Source organism: Streptomyces sp. NPDC058579 (assembly GCF_042718575.1).
Classification (GTDB): domain Bacteria; phylum Actinomycetota; class Actinomycetes; order Streptomycetales; family Streptomycetaceae; genus Streptomyces.
Genome location: NZ_JBHXPI010000052.1, coordinates 1 through 14,374, shown reverse-complemented (window position 1 = coordinate 14,374; position 14,374 = coordinate 1). Strand labels below are relative to the sequence as shown.

General features: G+C 71.1%; 13 protein-coding genes and 1 tRNA gene. 9 read left to right on the top strand and 5 right to left on the bottom strand.

All coding sequences use genetic code 11. The features are described 5' to 3' along the window. Positions 1 to 69: 69 nt before the first annotated feature. Positions 70 to 142 (bottom strand) — tRNA-Arg (locus ACFWRO_RS33220). A gap of 266 nt (positions 143 to 408) precedes the next feature. On the opposite strand from ACFWRO_RS33220, the gene ACFWRO_RS33215 reads away from it, so the two are divergent. Beyond that, complete coding sequence (locus tag ACFWRO_RS33215) at positions 409 to 2,052, top strand: class I adenylate-forming enzyme family protein (RefSeq protein ID WP_384517140.1); 1,644 nt, start codon at positions 409 to 411, stop codon at positions 2,050 to 2,052. Between the two features lie 6 nt (positions 2,053 to 2,058). Here ACFWRO_RS33215 and ACFWRO_RS33210 read toward each other — a convergent pair whose 3' ends face one another. Beyond that, positions 2,059 to 3,333: a M6 family metalloprotease domain-containing protein gene (locus ACFWRO_RS33210; RefSeq protein WP_384517137.1), complete on the bottom strand. Its 1,275-nt coding sequence runs from the start codon at positions 3,331 to 3,333 to the stop codon at positions 2,059 to 2,061. Positions 3,334 to 3,651: 318 nt separating this feature from the next. On the opposite strand from ACFWRO_RS33210, the gene ACFWRO_RS33205 reads away from it, so the two are divergent. Both ACFWRO_RS33205 and ACFWRO_RS33200 read left to right on the top strand, forming a co-directional pair. Then, positions 3,652 to 4,323, top strand: a complete 672-nt coding sequence (locus ACFWRO_RS33205) for a TetR/AcrR family transcriptional regulator (RefSeq protein ID WP_384517135.1) — start codon at positions 3,652 to 3,654, stop codon at positions 4,321 to 4,323. 125 nt (positions 4,324 to 4,448) lie between these two features. Beyond that, positions 4,449 to 5,960, top strand: a complete 1,512-nt coding sequence (locus ACFWRO_RS33200) for an MFS transporter (RefSeq protein ID WP_384517132.1) — start codon at positions 4,449 to 4,451, stop codon at positions 5,958 to 5,960. 39 nt (positions 5,961 to 5,999) lie between these two features. Here ACFWRO_RS33200 and ACFWRO_RS33195 read toward each other — a convergent pair whose 3' ends face one another. After that, positions 6,000 to 6,512, bottom strand: a complete 513-nt coding sequence (locus tag ACFWRO_RS33195; RefSeq protein WP_384517129.1) for a MarR family winged helix-turn-helix transcriptional regulator — start codon at positions 6,510 to 6,512, stop codon at positions 6,000 to 6,002. Positions 6,513 to 6,657: 145 nt separating this feature from the next. Here ACFWRO_RS33195 and ACFWRO_RS33190 point away from each other — a divergent pair, with 145 nt between their 5' ends. Next, positions 6,658 to 7,425, top strand: coding sequence for a dioxygenase (locus ACFWRO_RS33190; RefSeq protein WP_384517220.1), 768 nt, complete (start codon positions 6,658 to 6,660; stop codon positions 7,423 to 7,425). 100 nt (positions 7,426 to 7,525) lie between these two features. On the opposite strand, the gene ACFWRO_RS33185 is transcribed toward ACFWRO_RS33190, so the two are convergent. After that, positions 7,526 to 8,101, bottom strand: a complete 576-nt coding sequence (locus ACFWRO_RS33185) for a Uma2 family endonuclease (RefSeq protein ID WP_384517126.1) — start codon at positions 8,099 to 8,101, stop codon at positions 7,526 to 7,528. Positions 8,102 to 8,560: 459 nt separating this feature from the next. On the opposite strand from ACFWRO_RS33185, the gene ACFWRO_RS33180 reads away from it, so the two are divergent. Next, positions 8,561 to 9,568, top strand: coding sequence for an RNA polymerase sigma factor RpoD/SigA (locus tag ACFWRO_RS33180; RefSeq protein ID WP_384517125.1), 1,008 nt, complete (start codon positions 8,561 to 8,563; stop codon positions 9,566 to 9,568). A gap of 57 nt (positions 9,569 to 9,625) precedes the next feature. Here ACFWRO_RS33180 and ACFWRO_RS33175 read toward each other — a convergent pair whose 3' ends face one another. Then, on the bottom strand, positions 9,626 to 10,582 hold the full coding sequence (locus ACFWRO_RS33175; protein WP_384517122.1) for a helix-turn-helix transcriptional regulator: 957 nt from the start codon (positions 10,580 to 10,582) through the stop codon (positions 9,626 to 9,628). A 63-nt stretch (positions 10,583 to 10,645) separates the two neighbouring features. Here ACFWRO_RS33175 and ACFWRO_RS33170 point away from each other — a divergent pair, with 63 nt between their 5' ends. The 4 genes from ACFWRO_RS33170 (at position 10,646) to ACFWRO_RS33155 (ending at position 14,319) form a co-directional block, all read left to right on the top strand. Further along, positions 10,646 to 12,202: an MFS transporter gene (locus ACFWRO_RS33170; protein ID WP_384517120.1), complete on the top strand. Its 1,557-nt coding sequence runs from the start codon at positions 10,646 to 10,648 to the stop codon at positions 12,200 to 12,202. A 205-nt stretch (positions 12,203 to 12,407) separates the two neighbouring features. Further along, on the top strand, positions 12,408 to 13,169 hold the full coding sequence (locus ACFWRO_RS33165; RefSeq protein ID WP_362013094.1) for a DeoR/GlpR family DNA-binding transcription regulator: 762 nt from the start codon (positions 12,408 to 12,410) through the stop codon (positions 13,167 to 13,169). Then, complete coding sequence (gene pfkB / locus ACFWRO_RS33160) at positions 13,166 to 14,119, top strand: 1-phosphofructokinase (RefSeq protein ID WP_384517117.1); 954 nt, start codon at positions 13,166 to 13,168, stop codon at positions 14,117 to 14,119. Before ACFWRO_RS33165 ends, pfkB begins: the two co-directional genes overlap by 4 nt. After that, positions 14,116 to 14,319, top strand: a complete 204-nt coding sequence (locus ACFWRO_RS33155) for a hypothetical protein (RefSeq protein WP_384517225.1) — start codon at positions 14,116 to 14,118, stop codon at positions 14,317 to 14,319. Before pfkB ends, ACFWRO_RS33155 begins: the two co-directional genes overlap by 4 nt. The last annotated feature ends 55 nt before the right edge of the window (positions 14,320 to 14,374 follow it).

Here is a 14,374-nt window from a genome sequence, read left to right as displayed (position 1 = left end):
GGCACGGCCGCGATCATGACGAAGGGCCAGCCTCGGGGGAATGCACCCCTGAGCTGGCCCTTCGGCTTGTGCCCCCGGCAGGATTCGAACCTGCGACACCCGCTTTAGGAGAGCGGTGCTCTATCCCCTGAGCTACGAAGGCGTGCACTGGTCAGGTTGGCCTGGTTGGGCGGGTGGCCCTGGAGGGTGGCTGACCGCTGACAGCCTAGCGGATGGGGGTTGGGGAGGTCGCCCCAGATTGGTGGGCGGGGAGTGCGGGGGCTGGAGCTGTGCCGGGCGCCGTCTCTGCGGTCAGCCTCGTCCGCTTGACCCTTGCCGGGGCCGGCGACCGTGTTTGACGGTCCGGGGTGTCGGGCATAGCGTCGGCCGGGGCTGAGCGAGTGCTTAGAGAGTGGGGCGGTCGTGGGTGTGGGAGACGCTGCGGAGGCGGTCGCCGCGCGGCTGGGTGCGCCCGGGGGGCCCTTTGCCGTCGAGGACGGGGTGTATGTCGAGGGGCCTCGCACGCTGCGGGAGTTCGTCGAGGCCACGTGGGCGTACGGGGACCGGCCGTTCCTCGTCTCCGAGGGCGGGGTGCTGAGTTACCGCGCCTTCTTCGACGCCGCCTGCGGGCTCGCCCGGCGGCTCGTCGACCAGTACGGGCTGCGCCCCGGCGACCGGGCCGTCGTCGCCATGCGGAACCACCCCGAGTGGCAGATCGCCTTCTGGGCCGCCCAGCTCGCCGGCCTCGTCGCCGTGCCCCTCAACGCCTGGTGGACCGAGGAGGAGTGCGCGTACGCCCTCGACGACTGCACGCCCCGTGTTCTGCTCGTCGACGGGGAGCGGATGGAGCGTGTGCGGGCGTGGGCGCGGAAGCGTCGCGTGCCTGGGATCGTATTTCGTGGGGAGGGTGGGGACGGGTTTCAGGCCTACGTGCGCGACACCGACTCGCTGCTCGGGCCGCCTCCCGTCGACGTCCTGCCCGAGCACGACGCCACCCTCATCTACACCTCCGGCACCACCGGCCGCCCCAAGGGCGCCGTCGCCACCCACCTCGCGCAGGCCGGGGCCGCGATGAACCCGCGCTACTTCGCCGCCGCCTCCGCCCTCGGGCGCGGCACCGTCCCCGGGCAGGGGCCCGCGCCCGTCTCGCTCACCACGTTCCCGTTCTTCCACGTGGCCGCCTTCACCTCCTTCTACTCCGTCATGGCCGCCGGCGGGACCCTCGTGCTCATGCGGAAGTGGGATGCCGAGCAGGCGCTGGAGCTCATCCGCCTCCACCGCGTCACCCACTACTCCGGGGTTCCCACCACCGCCCTCCAGCTCCTCGACCTCGCCGAGCGGACCGGCGATCCGCTGGAGAGCCTCACCATGCTCAACACCGGCGGCGCCGCCGCCCCGCCCGAGCTCGTCGCCCGGCTCACCGCCGCCTACGGCGAGCGCATCGAGCCCCGCAACGGCTACGGCCTCACTGAGACCTGCGGCGGGGTCTTCGCCACCTTCGGCGCCGAGTACCGCGCCCATCCCAGCGGCCTCGGCCGGCCCACCCCCGCCACCGAGGTCCGCGTCGACCGGCCCGACGCCGACGGGGTGGGGGAGCTGCTGCTGCGCGGCCAGTCCCTCGTCCGCGGCTACTGGGGCGACGAGGCCGCCACCCGCGCCGCCTTCACCGAGGACGGCTGGTTCCGCACCGGCGACCTCGCCCGCCTCCGCGACGGGCGCCTCACCGTCGTCGACCGGCTCAAGGACATGGTGATCCGGGGCGGCGAGAACGTGTACTGCGTCGAGGTCGAGGCCGTGCTCCACGAGCACCCCGACGTCCTCGACGCCGCCGTCCTCGGCGTACCCCACCCGACCCTCGGGGAGGAGGTCGCCGCCGTCGTGCGCCTGCGCGAGGGCGCCACCGTCGGCGTCGAGGAAGAGGAAGTCGTCGAGGAGCTCAGGACGTACGCGGGGACGCGGCTCGCCGCCTTCAAGGTGCCCGCCCTGGTCGTCGTACGCCACACCGAGCTGCCCCGGAACGCCACGGGGAAGGTGCTCAAGCGGGAGTTGAGGGGAGAGATGCGGGAGCCGTAGGCGCGTTCAGCCGCGTGTGATTCGTACGCGGTACGTGCCCCCCGCCTCCTCGCCCAGTACCGAGATCCGGATGCCGTTCGTCCGGTCGTGGTACGTCTCTCCCGGCCGGTACGGCGCGTCCGACAGCTCCGCGTGGACGTTCGGGCGGCGCGTGCAGCCGCCGCTCTCCCTGTCGCTGTCCGCCACCGTCACCGGGCCGTGGCCCGTGTCGACGTCCGACTCGACCCGGTAGATCAGGACGCCCTCCTCGCAGACCGCCTCGTCGTTGCCCTCCCGGGTGCGGACCTCGACCGCGTAACCCGACTTCTCGGAGAGGGGTACGAACGCGAGCTTTGGGCCGCCGGCCGTCGCCAGCGGGGTCAGCGCGTAGTCGTGCGACCCGGGCAGGGCCGCGCAGCGGATCTGGCTGTTGTCCAGCCAGCCCAGCTTCCACTTGTGCCAGCCGAGCAGGTCGTTGTTGGCCCCCCAGTCCTCGGACATGATGTCCCAGTGCCCGACCGTGCCCCCGCCGTCCACGGTGTAGAGGTCGGGCAGGCCGAAGATGTGGCCGTTCTCGTGCGGCAGCACGCGGTAGCCGGTCTGGTCGTACGTCCCCGAGCCGTCGTCCTGGCGGCTGTAGACGAAGGACGTGTTGGAGAGCGGGACGCCGTCCGCGTACGGCGCCTCGTCGTTCCCCGAGAAGGTGACGGACAGGACGGTGTCCAGGGCCGAGGGCCCGGCGTTCGGGGTGATCAGGATGTTGACCAGGTCGTACGCGCTGAAGTCGACCTTCGGGTCGGCGGTCTTCACGATGTCCTCGACGAGGCCGCGGTAGCCCGGTTCGTACGGTGAGCCGCGCTCTATCCCGTACGAGGAGAACGGCCGCGGCATCCGCAGCCACTCGGGTATCGGGGCCTCCGGGTGGTAGTGCAGGCGCCCGTACGAGCTGGTGCTGAACCACTCGGTGGTCTTCGGGAAGAACTCGTCGTACCGTTCGAGCGCCGTGCCCTCCCCCTCCGCGTCCGGGAAGTCGACCATCAGGTTGAGGGCCCTGACGCGGCCCGTGGAGCGCGCGTATCCGGGGGCCGTGGGCATCCCCTCCGACATCTGCACACCCATCGTCGTCGCGATCCTGCACGGCCCGAGCGCCGTGGCGTCCCCGGGCGCGGCGGCCACCGGGCCCGCCGAGGCAGGGGCGGGGCCCGGCAGCGTGGTGCTGGCCGAGGCGAGGGCGGCGAGCGTGAGGGCCGCCGCGGTCGCGAGGACGACGGGTCTGCGTATGCGCCGGCGGGCCTGCTGCATGCGGTCGCCTCTCGGGTCGGCGTGCGTCTCTGATCAGCGCTGCTGTCCGATCAGCCTGTGTCGAGAGCTCCGGGGGCGCGCGTCGGGTTGGCCCGATCGTGGGTATTCGCGGAGAGTCTCATGCATGTGACGCAGGTCACATTCCCAGTGGGAAATAACCGGGGACTCCCTCCCCGTTTACGCCTGTGTTCGAAGAAGTGGGGACCCATTCCCCGGATCGTCATTCAAGGGTCCGAGGATCCAAGGGTCCGAGGATCCAAGGGTCCGAGGATCGGTCCGGGGACCCGAGAGTCCCTTAGCTCTGGAAGGAGGCGTGGCATGACTGCCGAAGCCGATACCGCGCCCGTTCGCCGCGTACCCCGCCCCCGTGCGGATGCCCTGCGCAATCGCGAGCGGATCGTCACCGCGGCCCGTGAGATGTTCGTCGAGTTCGGCCCCCAGGTGCCGCTCGACGAGATCGCGCGCCGCGCGGGCGTCGGCAACGCCACCCTCTACCGGAACTTCCCCGAGCGGAACGACCTCGTCCACGAGGTCGTCCTCTCCGTCACCGGCCGCACCACGGACCTGGCGCGGGAGGCGGCTGAGGCCGTCGACGCGGGCGAGGCCGACGCCTTCGACGCGCTGCGCCGCTTCACCCACGCCGCCGCCGACGAGCGCATCGGGGCCCTGTGCCCGATCCTCGACGGCACCTTCGACAAGAACCACCCCGAACTGCACGCCGGGCGCGAGCAGCTGGAAGAGGCCGTCCAGGACCTCGTCGACCGGGCGCACGGCGCGGGCAGGCTCCGCACCGACGTCGGCGTCGGGGACCTGATGGTGGCCGTCTCCCAGCTCACCCGCCCGCTCCCGGGCACCGCCTGCCTGAACATGGACCGTTTCGTCCACCGCCATCTGCAGCTGTTCCTGGACGGACTCGAAGCGCCCGCACGCTCCGTACTGCCCGGCTCGGCCGCCACTCTTGAGGACCTGAGGGGCGACTGCGACCAATGACCCTGAGCTGACCTGACCGTCCCGTGACCCCGCGCATGACCCTGCACTCGCGTCCGTAACTCCCCTTACGGAACACCCACTTACATCCACTTTTTCCTTTTACGCACCATGAGGTGGCTACCCCCATGTCCGAAACAGATCCCCGGCGCTGGAAAGCCCTGGTTTTCATCGCCCTCGCCCAGCTGATGGTCGTGCTCGACGCGACGATCGTGAACATCGCGCTGCCCTCCGCCCAGCAGGACCTGGGTATCTCGGACGGCAACCGGCAGTGGGTCATCACGGCCTACGCCCTCGCCTTCGGCGGTCTGCTGCTCTTCGGCGGCCGCATCGCCGACCTGTGGGGCCGTAAGCGCACCTTCGTCGTCGGCCTGATCGGCTTCGCCGCCGCCTCCGCCCTCGGCGGTGCCGCGACCGGCGAGGCCATGATGCTCGGTGCCCGCGCGCTCCAGGGCGCCTTCGGCGCGCTGCTCGCGCCCGCCGCGCTCTCCCTGCTCGCGGTGATGTTCACCGACGCCAAGGAGCGCGCCAAGGCCTTCGGCATCTACGGTGCGATCGCCGGTGGCGGTGGCGCCGTGGGCCTGATCCTCGGCGGTTTCCTCACCGAGTACCTGGACTGGCGCTGGACCTTCTTCGTCAACATCCCCTTCGCGATCGTCGCGGCCGCGGGCGCGTACTTCGTGATCCGTGAGCCGGCCGGCGGGCGCAACCGCTCGCCGCTCGACATCCCGGGCGTGGTCCTCTCCACCCTCGGCCTGGTCTCGCTCGTCTACGGCTTCACCCGCGCCGAGTCCGCGGGCTGGTCGGACGCCACGACGATCGGCATGTTCGTCGCCTCCGCCGTGCTCCTCGCCGCCTTCGTCCTCACCGAGGCGAAGGTCAAGTCCCCGCTGCTGCCGCTGCGCGTCCTGACCGAGCGCAACCGTGGCGGTGTGTACCTCTCGCTGGGTCTGGCCATCATCGCGATGTTCGGTCTGTTCCTCTTCCTGACGTACTACCTCCAGGTCGTGAAGGGGTACTCGCCGGTCATGACGGGCTTCGCGTTCCTCCCGATGATCGCGGGCATGATCGTCGGCTCGACCCAGATCGGTACGCGGCTGATGATGCGGGTTCCCCCGCGCTGGCTGATGGGCCCGGGCTTCCTGACCGCGGGCGTCGGCATGCTGCTGCTCACCCAGCTGGAGATCGGCACCTCGTACGCCGGTCTGATCCTGCCCGCGCAGGTGCTGCTCGGCCTCGGCATGGGTACGGCGTTCATGCCGGCCATGTCGCTCGCCACGCACGGCGTCGACCCGCGGGACGCCGGTGTGGCCTCCGCGATGGTCAACACCTCGCAGCAGGTCGGCGGCGCCATCGGTACGGCCCTGCTGAACACGATCGCCGCCTCGGCGACCACCGCGTACATCGTCGACCACGCGGCCGGCGCCACCACGGAGGGCGCCCAGAAGCTGCTCCAGCTCCAGGGCATGGTCGAGGGTTACGCGGCCGCCATCTGGTGGGCCGTCGGCATCCTGGCCGTCGCGGCCGCGATCGCCTTCACCTTCATCAACACCGGGAAGCCGGAGACCGGACCGGTCGCCGGTTCGGGCTCGGGCGAGGGTGCTGAGGACGAGGTGAAGATCCCCGTCATCGCGCACTGATCCGCGTACGGATTCCTTCTGGTCCTGCCCTGGTTCCGCTCAGCGGAGCCAGGGCAGGTCCGCGTCCGGGCCCGTCGGCTGGAGCCCCTCCGCCATGACCTTCATGATCTCGCCGAGCTGGACCACCTGCTCCGGGCTGAGCCGGTCGAACATCGCCTGCCGCACGGCGCCGACATGACCGGGCGCCGTCCGCCTCAGCACCTCGAAGCCCTCGTCCGTGAGGTGCGCGAACTGGCCCCGCTTGTCGGAGGGGCAGTCCTGGCGCACCACCCAGCCGTTCTTCTCCAGGCGGGCGACGGCGTGCGAGAGCCGGGAGCGGGTGATCTTGGCGTCCTTGGCCAGCTCGGTCATCCGCAGCCGGCGCCGGGGCGCCTGGGAGAGCTGGACGAGCAGGCCGTAGTAGATGTGCGGCATCCCGGCGTCGCGCTGCAGCTGGCGGTCGAGATGGTCCTCGAGGAGGGTGGTGGCGTGGCGGTACGCGCGCCAGACGCACTGTTCGTCGTCGCTGAGCCAGCGAGGCGCGTCTTCGGGTGCGGTGGTCATGGGATCCATCGTACGACTCGTCCTTGAAAGTTGAACTATATGGACTTACGCTCGGGGTGTCAGCACGCTTGAAACTTCAAGAAATCTTCTGGAGGCGGTCGTCATCATGGACGCCACGCATGCCATGGACGTCGCGGACGCCACGCTGGAACGGATGCCCGCCCTCTATCTCTCGCACGGCGCTCCACCGCTCGCCGACGACCCAGTCTGGCCGGGCGAGCTCGCCGCCTGGTCCGCCGGGCTGCCCCGGCCCAAGGCGATCCTGATGGTCTCCGCCCACTGGGAGGAGGCCCCGCTCGCGCTCGGCGCGACCGAGACCGTGCCGCTCGTCTACGACTTCTGGGGCTTCCCCGAGCACTACTACCGCGTGCGCTACGACGCCCCGGGCGCCCCCGAACTCGCCGCCTCGGTCCGCAAGCTGCTGCACGGGCCCGGCACGCCGGTGCAGGACATCCCCGACCGGGGGCTCGACCACGGCGCGTACGTGCCGCTGGTGGAGATGTTCCCGGACGCCGACCTGCCCGTACTCCAGATCTCCCTGCCCACGCTCGACCCCCGGAAGCTGATGGAGATCGGCCGGCGGCTCGCGCCGCTGCGCGACGAGGGCGTACTGATCGTCGGCAGCGGATTCTTCACCCACAACCTGGCCGCGCTGCGGCACACGGGGGCGGGGGTGCCCGGCTGGTCGGCGGAGTTCGACGACTGGGGCCGCCACGCCCTGGAGGCGCAGGACGTCGACGCGCTCCTGGACTTCGAGCACAAGTCCCCGGCGGGCCGCCTGGCCCACCCGCGCACGGAGCACTTCGCACCACTCTTCGTGACCCTGGGCGCGGCGGACGCGACGGGCGACCTGGGCGCGGGCCGGAGCGTGATCGACGGCTTCTGGATGGGGCTCGCGAAGCGCTCGGTCCAGTTCGGCTGAGCGGCTTCTAGGACACGGGCGGGTTGACCTCGATCGCCCGGCCCGTGGCGGTCAGCGCCCTCGCGTCACCGACGTCGAGCGCCGTGTCGGGGTCGGTCCCCTAAGGAGTGATCTGCTCGAACCTCGAGGAGTCCAGGACGAGCTCGGTCGCCCCCACGGCGATGGTGATCGGGTCGCCGAAGGCGCCCTTGTGGGACGTGCGGTACTCGGCCGGTGCCGTCGCGGGGGAGTGCGGATCGCTCAGGAGCTCCCAGGTGCCGTTGTAGACGTCGACGACGAGGTAGCTGGGGATGCCGCGCAGGGCGTAGTGCGAGGCCTTGGTGACGTAGTCGCGGGCCTTCGACTCGGCGGAGACGATCTCCACGACGAACGGCAGGTCCGTGTGGTGGTAGTTCGGTTCGCCTGCGTTGTACAGGGAGCTGGGGATCGCGGCGGCGTCGGGCTCCGGGTTGTAACTCTCGACCGTGGGTACCAGGCGGAACTCGGCGATCGGTTCGAAGCCGGGGAGGCCGTTCTCGATCTGCTCCTCGATCCGCCGCTGGGTCTTCTTGTGGGCGGGTGTAACGGGGACCAACTTGACGCCTTCCTCGGTGAGCCGGAGGCGGACGAGTCGGGTGCCCTCCAGGAACTCCTGGACCTGAGGCTGTACGTACTCCAGCCACGACTGATCGATCATCGTGCCTCCCTCGCTGGTCTTCGACCTGGGCTCATCGTATCCAGGGTGACCGGCGTCACGCGGGCCGTCCGAGCCGCTTTTCGTGCCGGGCGACGCCCCCGCACCCCGCACCGCTTACTCGAGAATTCGACTTTCGTCCCATTCTGGACATCGCGAGCAACCAGAAGAGGGCGCGGGTCGTCTTCAGGGTGGGAGTGGGGCGTCGACGGTGATGCGCGTCTCACGGGTGCAGTGGTCGTACGGCTCCGTGAGCGGGGTCGGGTCACCCTCCGTGCCCGGCCTGACCTGCACCTCTGTGCGTGCGAATGCCATCGATCGGCCTCGGCGGCGGCACAGGGTACTGCATGATCGCGAAAATCGATGCGTCGGGTGGGAATTCTGTCCTGATTCCAGTCGTTGTTTCCGTCGGATGCAGGGCACCCGAAAGGGTGTCGCGACCTACTCAGCAAGGGAGCACGCATGGCAACCCGTGCCGTCGCCCGTCGTCAGTCCTCCGCCACCAGCGGTAGCGGCAAGAGCCGGGCAAGCAGCGTTCGCGCCGTGGGCGGGGAGATCGCCGACCGCGACCTGGTCGGCATGTACCTCGACGAGATCGCGCGCACGCCCCTGCTCGACGCCGCCAAGGAGGTCGAGCTCTCCCAGACGATCGAGGCGGGCGTCTACGCCCGGCAGATACTCGACGGCGAGGTGGAGAGCGAGGCGGGTGGGGCCTCCCGCGAGGAGCTCGAAGCGCTCTACGAAGCGGGCGAGCGTGCCAAGGATCTCTTCATCAAGTCGAACCTGCGGCTGGTCGTCGCGGTCGCGCGACGCTACCCGCGCAGCGGCCTCCCGCTGCTCGACCTGATCCAGGAAGGGAACGCGGGCTTGGTGCGCGCGGTCGAGAAGTTCGACTACGCCAAGGGCTTCAAGTTCTCGACGTACGCCACGTGGTGGATCCGCCAGGCCATCACGCGGTCCATAGCCGACCAGTCGCGCACGATCCGGCTCCCCGTCCACCTGGTGGAGGAGCTCGGGCGGATCCGGCGTGTGCAGCGCGAGTTCAACCGGGAGCACGGCCGCGAGCCGGAGCCGGCCGAGGTCGCGGCGGAGCTGGACACGAAGCCCGAGCGCGTCGTGGACGTCCTGGACTGGGCCCGTGACCCGGTCTCGCTGAACATGTCGGTGGACGACGCGGGCGAGACGCAGTTCGGCGACCTCCTGGAGGACACGTCGGCGGTGTCGCCGGAGCAGTCCGTCCTGACGTTGCTGCGCAGCGAGGAGCTGGACGACCTGATCGACAAGCTCGACCACCGCACGGCCTCGATCATCCGTATGCGCTACGGCATCGAGGACGGCCGCGAGCGCACGCTCACGGAGGTCGGCAAGGAACACGGCCTCACGCGCGAGCGCATCCGCCAGATCGAGAAGCACGCGCTCCTGGAACTGAAGAAGATGGCCCGCGACACGGGCTTCGACGCGGTGGCCTAGAGCGGCCGGCGAACCAGGGCCAGGGCGACGAGCCTTGGCCCTGGGGGAGTGGGCCCCTCAGCCCGTCGCCGCGCTCAGCCGTGCCCCCAAGTCCCTCGTGTACGTCAGCAGGGCCGGCGGGCCGTGAATCGTGAACGGGGCGTCGACCAGGGCCAGGCGGAGGGCCAGCCATTCCGTGGAGTCCGTCGTGCGTGTGTGGACGCGGCAGGCCGTCGGGCCCGTCGGGCTCGGGGTCAGGTGGGACGGGAGGCGGGACGCGACGAATTCGGCGGGGGCCTCGAAGGTGACGTCCAGGTCCAGTTCCGGCTGGGCCCGGGCCATCGAGCGGTTCATGAGCCCGGCCGCCCCGCCCTCCGGCAGCTCCCTCGGCGCGAACCGCGCCCCCGTCGCGAACGGGTCCGAGACCCGGTCCACCCGGAACGTACGCCAGTCCTCGCGCTCCAGGTCGTACGCCACGAGGTACCACCGCCGCCCCGTCGAAACCAGCCGGTACGGCTCGACCTGCCGCCGCGACTCCGTACCGTCCCCCGCCCGGTAGCCGAACCGCAGCCGCTCCTGCGCCGTCACCGCGCCCGCGAGCGCCGTCAGCGTCGACGGCGCGACCGTCGCCCCGTCCCCCCGCGTCAGCGGGATCGTCGCGTTCTGCAGCGTGGAGACCCGGTGCCGCAGCCGTGACGGCAGCACCTGCTCCAGCTTGGCCAGCGCCCGTACCGACGCCTCCTCCACGCCCTCGATCGCGTGCCCCGCGCCCGCCCGCAGCCCCACCGCGATCGCGACCGCCTCCTCGTCGTCGAGGAGCAGCGGCGGCATGGCCGTACCGGCGACCAGGCGGTACCCGCCCACCGCGCCCTTCGTCGCCTCCACGGGATAGCCGAGCTCTCGCAGCCGGTCGATGTCCCGGCGGATCGTCCGCGCGGAGACCGAGAGCCGGTCGGCGAGCTCGCTGCCCGGCCATTCGCGCGGCGTCTGGAGCAGCGAGAGCAGATTCAGCAGTCGTGCCGGAGTGTCCGTCATGTGTTTCAGCATGCGCCGCATCTAGGACATGCACTGACCTATATGGTCTCTAAGTTTCTCCTCATGAGTTCACACGACGCCGTCACGGAGGCGGCCCCCGCGGCCCCCGACGCAGCCGCTGCCGCGGACCCCGCCGACCGCAGACGCTGGATAGCCCTCGCCATCGTCATGACCGCCGCCTTCATGGACCTGGTCGACGCCACGATCGTCAACATCGCGATCCCCAGCATCGAGCGGGACCTCGGCGCCACCTTCGGTGCCATCCAGTGGATCACCGCCGGATACGCCCTCGCGTTCGCCGCCGGCCTGATCACCGGCGGCCGCCTCGGCGACATCTACGGCCGCAAGCGGCTGTTCCTCCTCGGCACCGCGGGCTTCACCGTCGCCTCCGCGCTCTGCGGCTTCGCCGCCAACCCGGAGATGCTGGTCGCCTCGCGCCTCCTCCAGGGCGCGGCCGCGGCCATGATGGTGCCGCAGGTCCTGTCGATCATCCACGTCACCTTCCCCGCCCACGAGCGCGGCAAGGTCTTCGGCATGTTCGGCGCGATCATCGGCCTCGGCGCCGTCTCCGGGCCGCTCCTCGGCGCGCTGCTCACCCAGTGGAACATCGCCGGCCTGGAGTGGCGGCCGATCTTCCTCATCAACCTGCCGGTCGGCATCGCGGGCCTGCTCCTCGGCCGCAAGTTCATCACCGAGTCGAAGGCGCCGAAGGCGCTCCGCCTCGACATCGTCGGCGTGCTCCTCGTGACGCTCGCGCTGCTGATGCTGATCTACCCGCTGACGCGCGGCCGCGAGCTGGACTGGCCGCTCTGGGGCCACCTCTGCATGGCCGGCAGCCTCCTCGTCTTCGCCGCCCTCATCGCGTACGAGAAGTACAAGACGAAGAAGGACGGCTCCCCGCTGGTCGAGCTCTCCCTGTTCAAGGTGAAGAGCTTCGCGGCCGGTATCGCGGTCCAGCTGACCTTCGGCGTCGTGATGGGCATCTTCTTCCTGGTCTGGACGCTGTACATGCAGATCGGCCTCGGCTGGAGCCCGCTCAAGGCGGGTCTGACGGGCGTGCCGTTCTCGATCGCCGTCTCCACGGCGGCCGGCCTCTCGGTGCAGAAGCTCGTCCCGCGCTTCGGCCGCAAGGTGCTGCAGACCGGCGCGCTGACGATGGCCGCGGGCATGCTGCTCTACCTGTGGGAGGCCGGCCGGTACGGCACCGACATCACCACCTGGCAGATGATCCTGCCACTCGTCGTCATGGGTCTGGGCATGGGCCTGATCGTGGCCCCCCTGACGGACGCGGTCCTCTCGGACGTGCCCCGCGAGCACGCGGGCTCGGCCTCCGGCCTCATCAACACGACCGGGCAGATGGGCAACGCGCTCGGACTCGGGCTCGTCTCGGTCGTCTTCTTCGGCGTGATCGACGAGGACCGGCTCAAGGAGGTCCCGACCGAGATCGGTACGGCGTTCGCGGACGCCTTCCAGAACGCGCTCGGCTGGGCGGTGGCGGTGCTCGCCGTGATCTTCCTGATCATGTTCGCGCTGCCGGCGAAGCCGAAGCAGCACATCGAGGGCGCGGAGGACGACGTCGAGGGCGACGCCGTCGCGAAGGAGCCCGCGCTCACCTCGTGAGTACGTAAGTGGGTACGTAAGTGAGTACGTGAGCGAGGCCGAAGGGCCCCGGCCCCCGGGATGGACGTCCCCGGGGGCCGGGGCCCTTCGTCGTATGTCCGGTTCCATGTCCGTTTCGATGCCCGAATCTGTTTACTTCGCGGATACGCGGACGTAGCCTGCAAGAGAAACAACAGGTTCGGGCATGGAACGGATGTAAAACCACATGTACGCACCCGAGCGACAGCAGGCGATCCTCCGGCTCGCCCGGGAGAGCGGACGCGTCGACGTCCTCTCCCTCGCCGAGGAGTTCCAGGTCACCGCCGAGACCGTACGGCGCGACCTCAAGGCCCTCGACCGGGCCGGACTCGTCCGCCGGGTGCACGGCGGCGCGATACCGGCCGGGCGGCTCGACTTCGAGCCCGACCTCGCCGAGCGCGAGGGGACCGCCGCCGACGAGAAGGACCGGATCGTCCGGGCCGCCCTCGCCGAACTCCCCGACGAGGGAAGCGTCGTGCTCGACGCCGGCACCACCGTCGCCCGGCTCGCCGCCGAGTTTCCCCTCGACTGCGGACTCACCGTCGTCACCCACGCCCTGCCCGTCGCCGCCCGGCTCGCCGACCACCCCGGCATCGACCTCCACCTCGTGGGCGGCAGGGTCCGGCACCGTACCCGCGCCGCCGTCGACGCCTGGGCGCTGCGCGCGTACGGCGAGATCCGCGCCGACGTCGCCTTCCTCGGCGCCAACGGCTACTCGCCCGAGCTCGGGCTCACCACCCCCGACCTCGCCGAGGCCGCCGTCAAGCGGGCCGTGATCGCCTCCGCCCGCCGGGTCGTGCTGCTCGCCGACTCGGCCAAGCACGGCGAGGAGCACTTCGCCCGCTTCGGCGCCCTCACCGACGTCGACCTGCTCATCACCGACAGCGGGCTCAGCCCCGAGGACGCCGCGGCGATCGAGGCCGCGGGAACGGAAGTCGTACGCACATGATCCTCACCGTCACCCCCAACCCCTCCCTCGACCGGACCTACGAGGTCCCGGTCCTGGAGCGCGGCGAGGTGCTGCGGGCCTCCGCCGAGCGGATGGACCCCGGCGGCAAGGGCGTCAACGTCTCCCGGGCGGTCGCCGCCGCCGGGCGGCGGACCGTGGCCGTCGTCCCGCTCGGCGGGGCGCCCGGCGCGCTGGTCGCCCAGCTCCTGGCCGACCAGGGGATCGAGGTCGCGCCGGTACCGGTGGCGGGCCACACCCGCTCGAACATCGCGATCGCGGAACCCGACGGCACGCTGACGAAGGTCAACGCGCCAGGACCCGAGCTCACTTCGGCCGAGTCCGAGACCCTCCTCGCCGCCGTCGGGGCCTACTCCCCGGCCGCCGACTGGATCGCCTGCTGCGGCAGCCTCCCGCGCGGCCTCCCGCCCGAGTGGTACGCCGAACTGGTCACCCGCGCCCACGGCGCGGGCGCCCGGATCGCCCTCGACACCTCGGGCCCCTCCCTCAACGCGGCCCTCGCGGCCCGGCCGGACGTCGTCAAGCCGAACGCCGACGAACTCGCCGAGGCCGTCGGCCGCCCCCTGGCCACCGTCGGCGACGCCGTGAAGGCGGCGGAGGAACTGCGCCGGCGCGGCGCGGGCGCGGTGCTCGCGAGCCTCGGCGCGGACGGCCAGCTGCTCGTCACCGCCGACGGCACCTGGTTCGGCGCGGCGGCGGTCGACACCGTCCGCTCCAACGTCGGCGCGGGCGACGCCTCCCTGGCCGGATTCCTCACGGCCGGCGGAGAAGGCCCCGAGGCGCTCGCGGCCGCGGTCGCGCACGGCGCGGCGGCCGTCCAGCTGCCGGGGAGCGAGATGCCCACCCCGTCCGACCTGAACCCGGCGGCGGTCACCGTGACCGCCGACGTACCCCTCGACCGAGAACTCAGCGAGCAAGGGAGCCCGCGATGAGCCAGATGATCACCGCGGACCTGGTCGATCTCGACCTGTCCGCCACAACGAAGGAAGCGGCGGCCCGCTCGCTCGCGGAGCGCATGGCCGCGCAGGGCCGGGTGACCGACCCAGGGCCTGGCGTTTGGATCATGCCGGGCTCGCGGGGTCTGGCACGCACGCTCGCCGCGTTGTCGTCGGTCGCCAACGCTCCGCGTTGACTCCCTCCTCCGCCTTGCGATCGCACGCACCAGACCCCGCTCTCTGATCCGGCCC

Coding starts and splice junctions, on each gene's coding strand:
- ACFWRO_RS33200 (WP_384517132.1), top strand. CDS start 4,449: ATGTCCGAAACAGATCCCCGGCGCTGGAAAGCCCTGGTTTTCATCGCC.
- ACFWRO_RS33190 (WP_384517220.1), top strand. CDS start 6,658: ATGCCCGCCCTCTATCTCTCGCACGGCGCTCCACCGCTCGCCGACGAC.
- ACFWRO_RS33170 (WP_384517120.1), top strand. CDS start 10,646: ATGAGTTCACACGACGCCGTCACGGAGGCGGCCCCCGCGGCCCCCGAC.
- ACFWRO_RS33165 (WP_362013094.1), top strand. CDS start 12,408: ATGTACGCACCCGAGCGACAGCAGGCGATCCTCCGGCTCGCCCGGGAG.
- ACFWRO_RS33180 (WP_384517125.1), top strand. CDS start 8,561: ATGGCAACCCGTGCCGTCGCCCGTCGTCAGTCCTCCGCCACCAGCGGT.
- ACFWRO_RS33185 (WP_384517126.1), bottom strand. CDS start 8,101: ATGATCGATCAGTCGTGGCTGGAGTACGTACAGCCTCAGGTCCAGGAG.
- ACFWRO_RS33195 (WP_384517129.1), bottom strand. CDS start 6,512: ATGGATCCCATGACCACCGCACCCGAAGACGCGCCTCGCTGGCTCAGC.
- ACFWRO_RS33205 (WP_384517135.1), top strand. CDS start 3,652: ATGACTGCCGAAGCCGATACCGCGCCCGTTCGCCGCGTACCCCGCCCC.
- ACFWRO_RS33155 (WP_384517225.1), top strand. CDS start 14,116: ATGAGCCAGATGATCACCGCGGACCTGGTCGATCTCGACCTGTCCGCC.
- ACFWRO_RS33175 (WP_384517122.1), bottom strand. CDS start 10,582: ATGACGGACACTCCGGCACGACTGCTGAATCTGCTCTCGCTGCTCCAG.
- ACFWRO_RS33210 (WP_384517137.1), bottom strand. CDS start 3,333: ATGCAGCAGGCCCGCCGGCGCATACGCAGACCCGTCGTCCTCGCGACC.
- pfkB (WP_384517117.1), top strand. CDS start 13,166: ATGATCCTCACCGTCACCCCCAACCCCTCCCTCGACCGGACCTACGAG.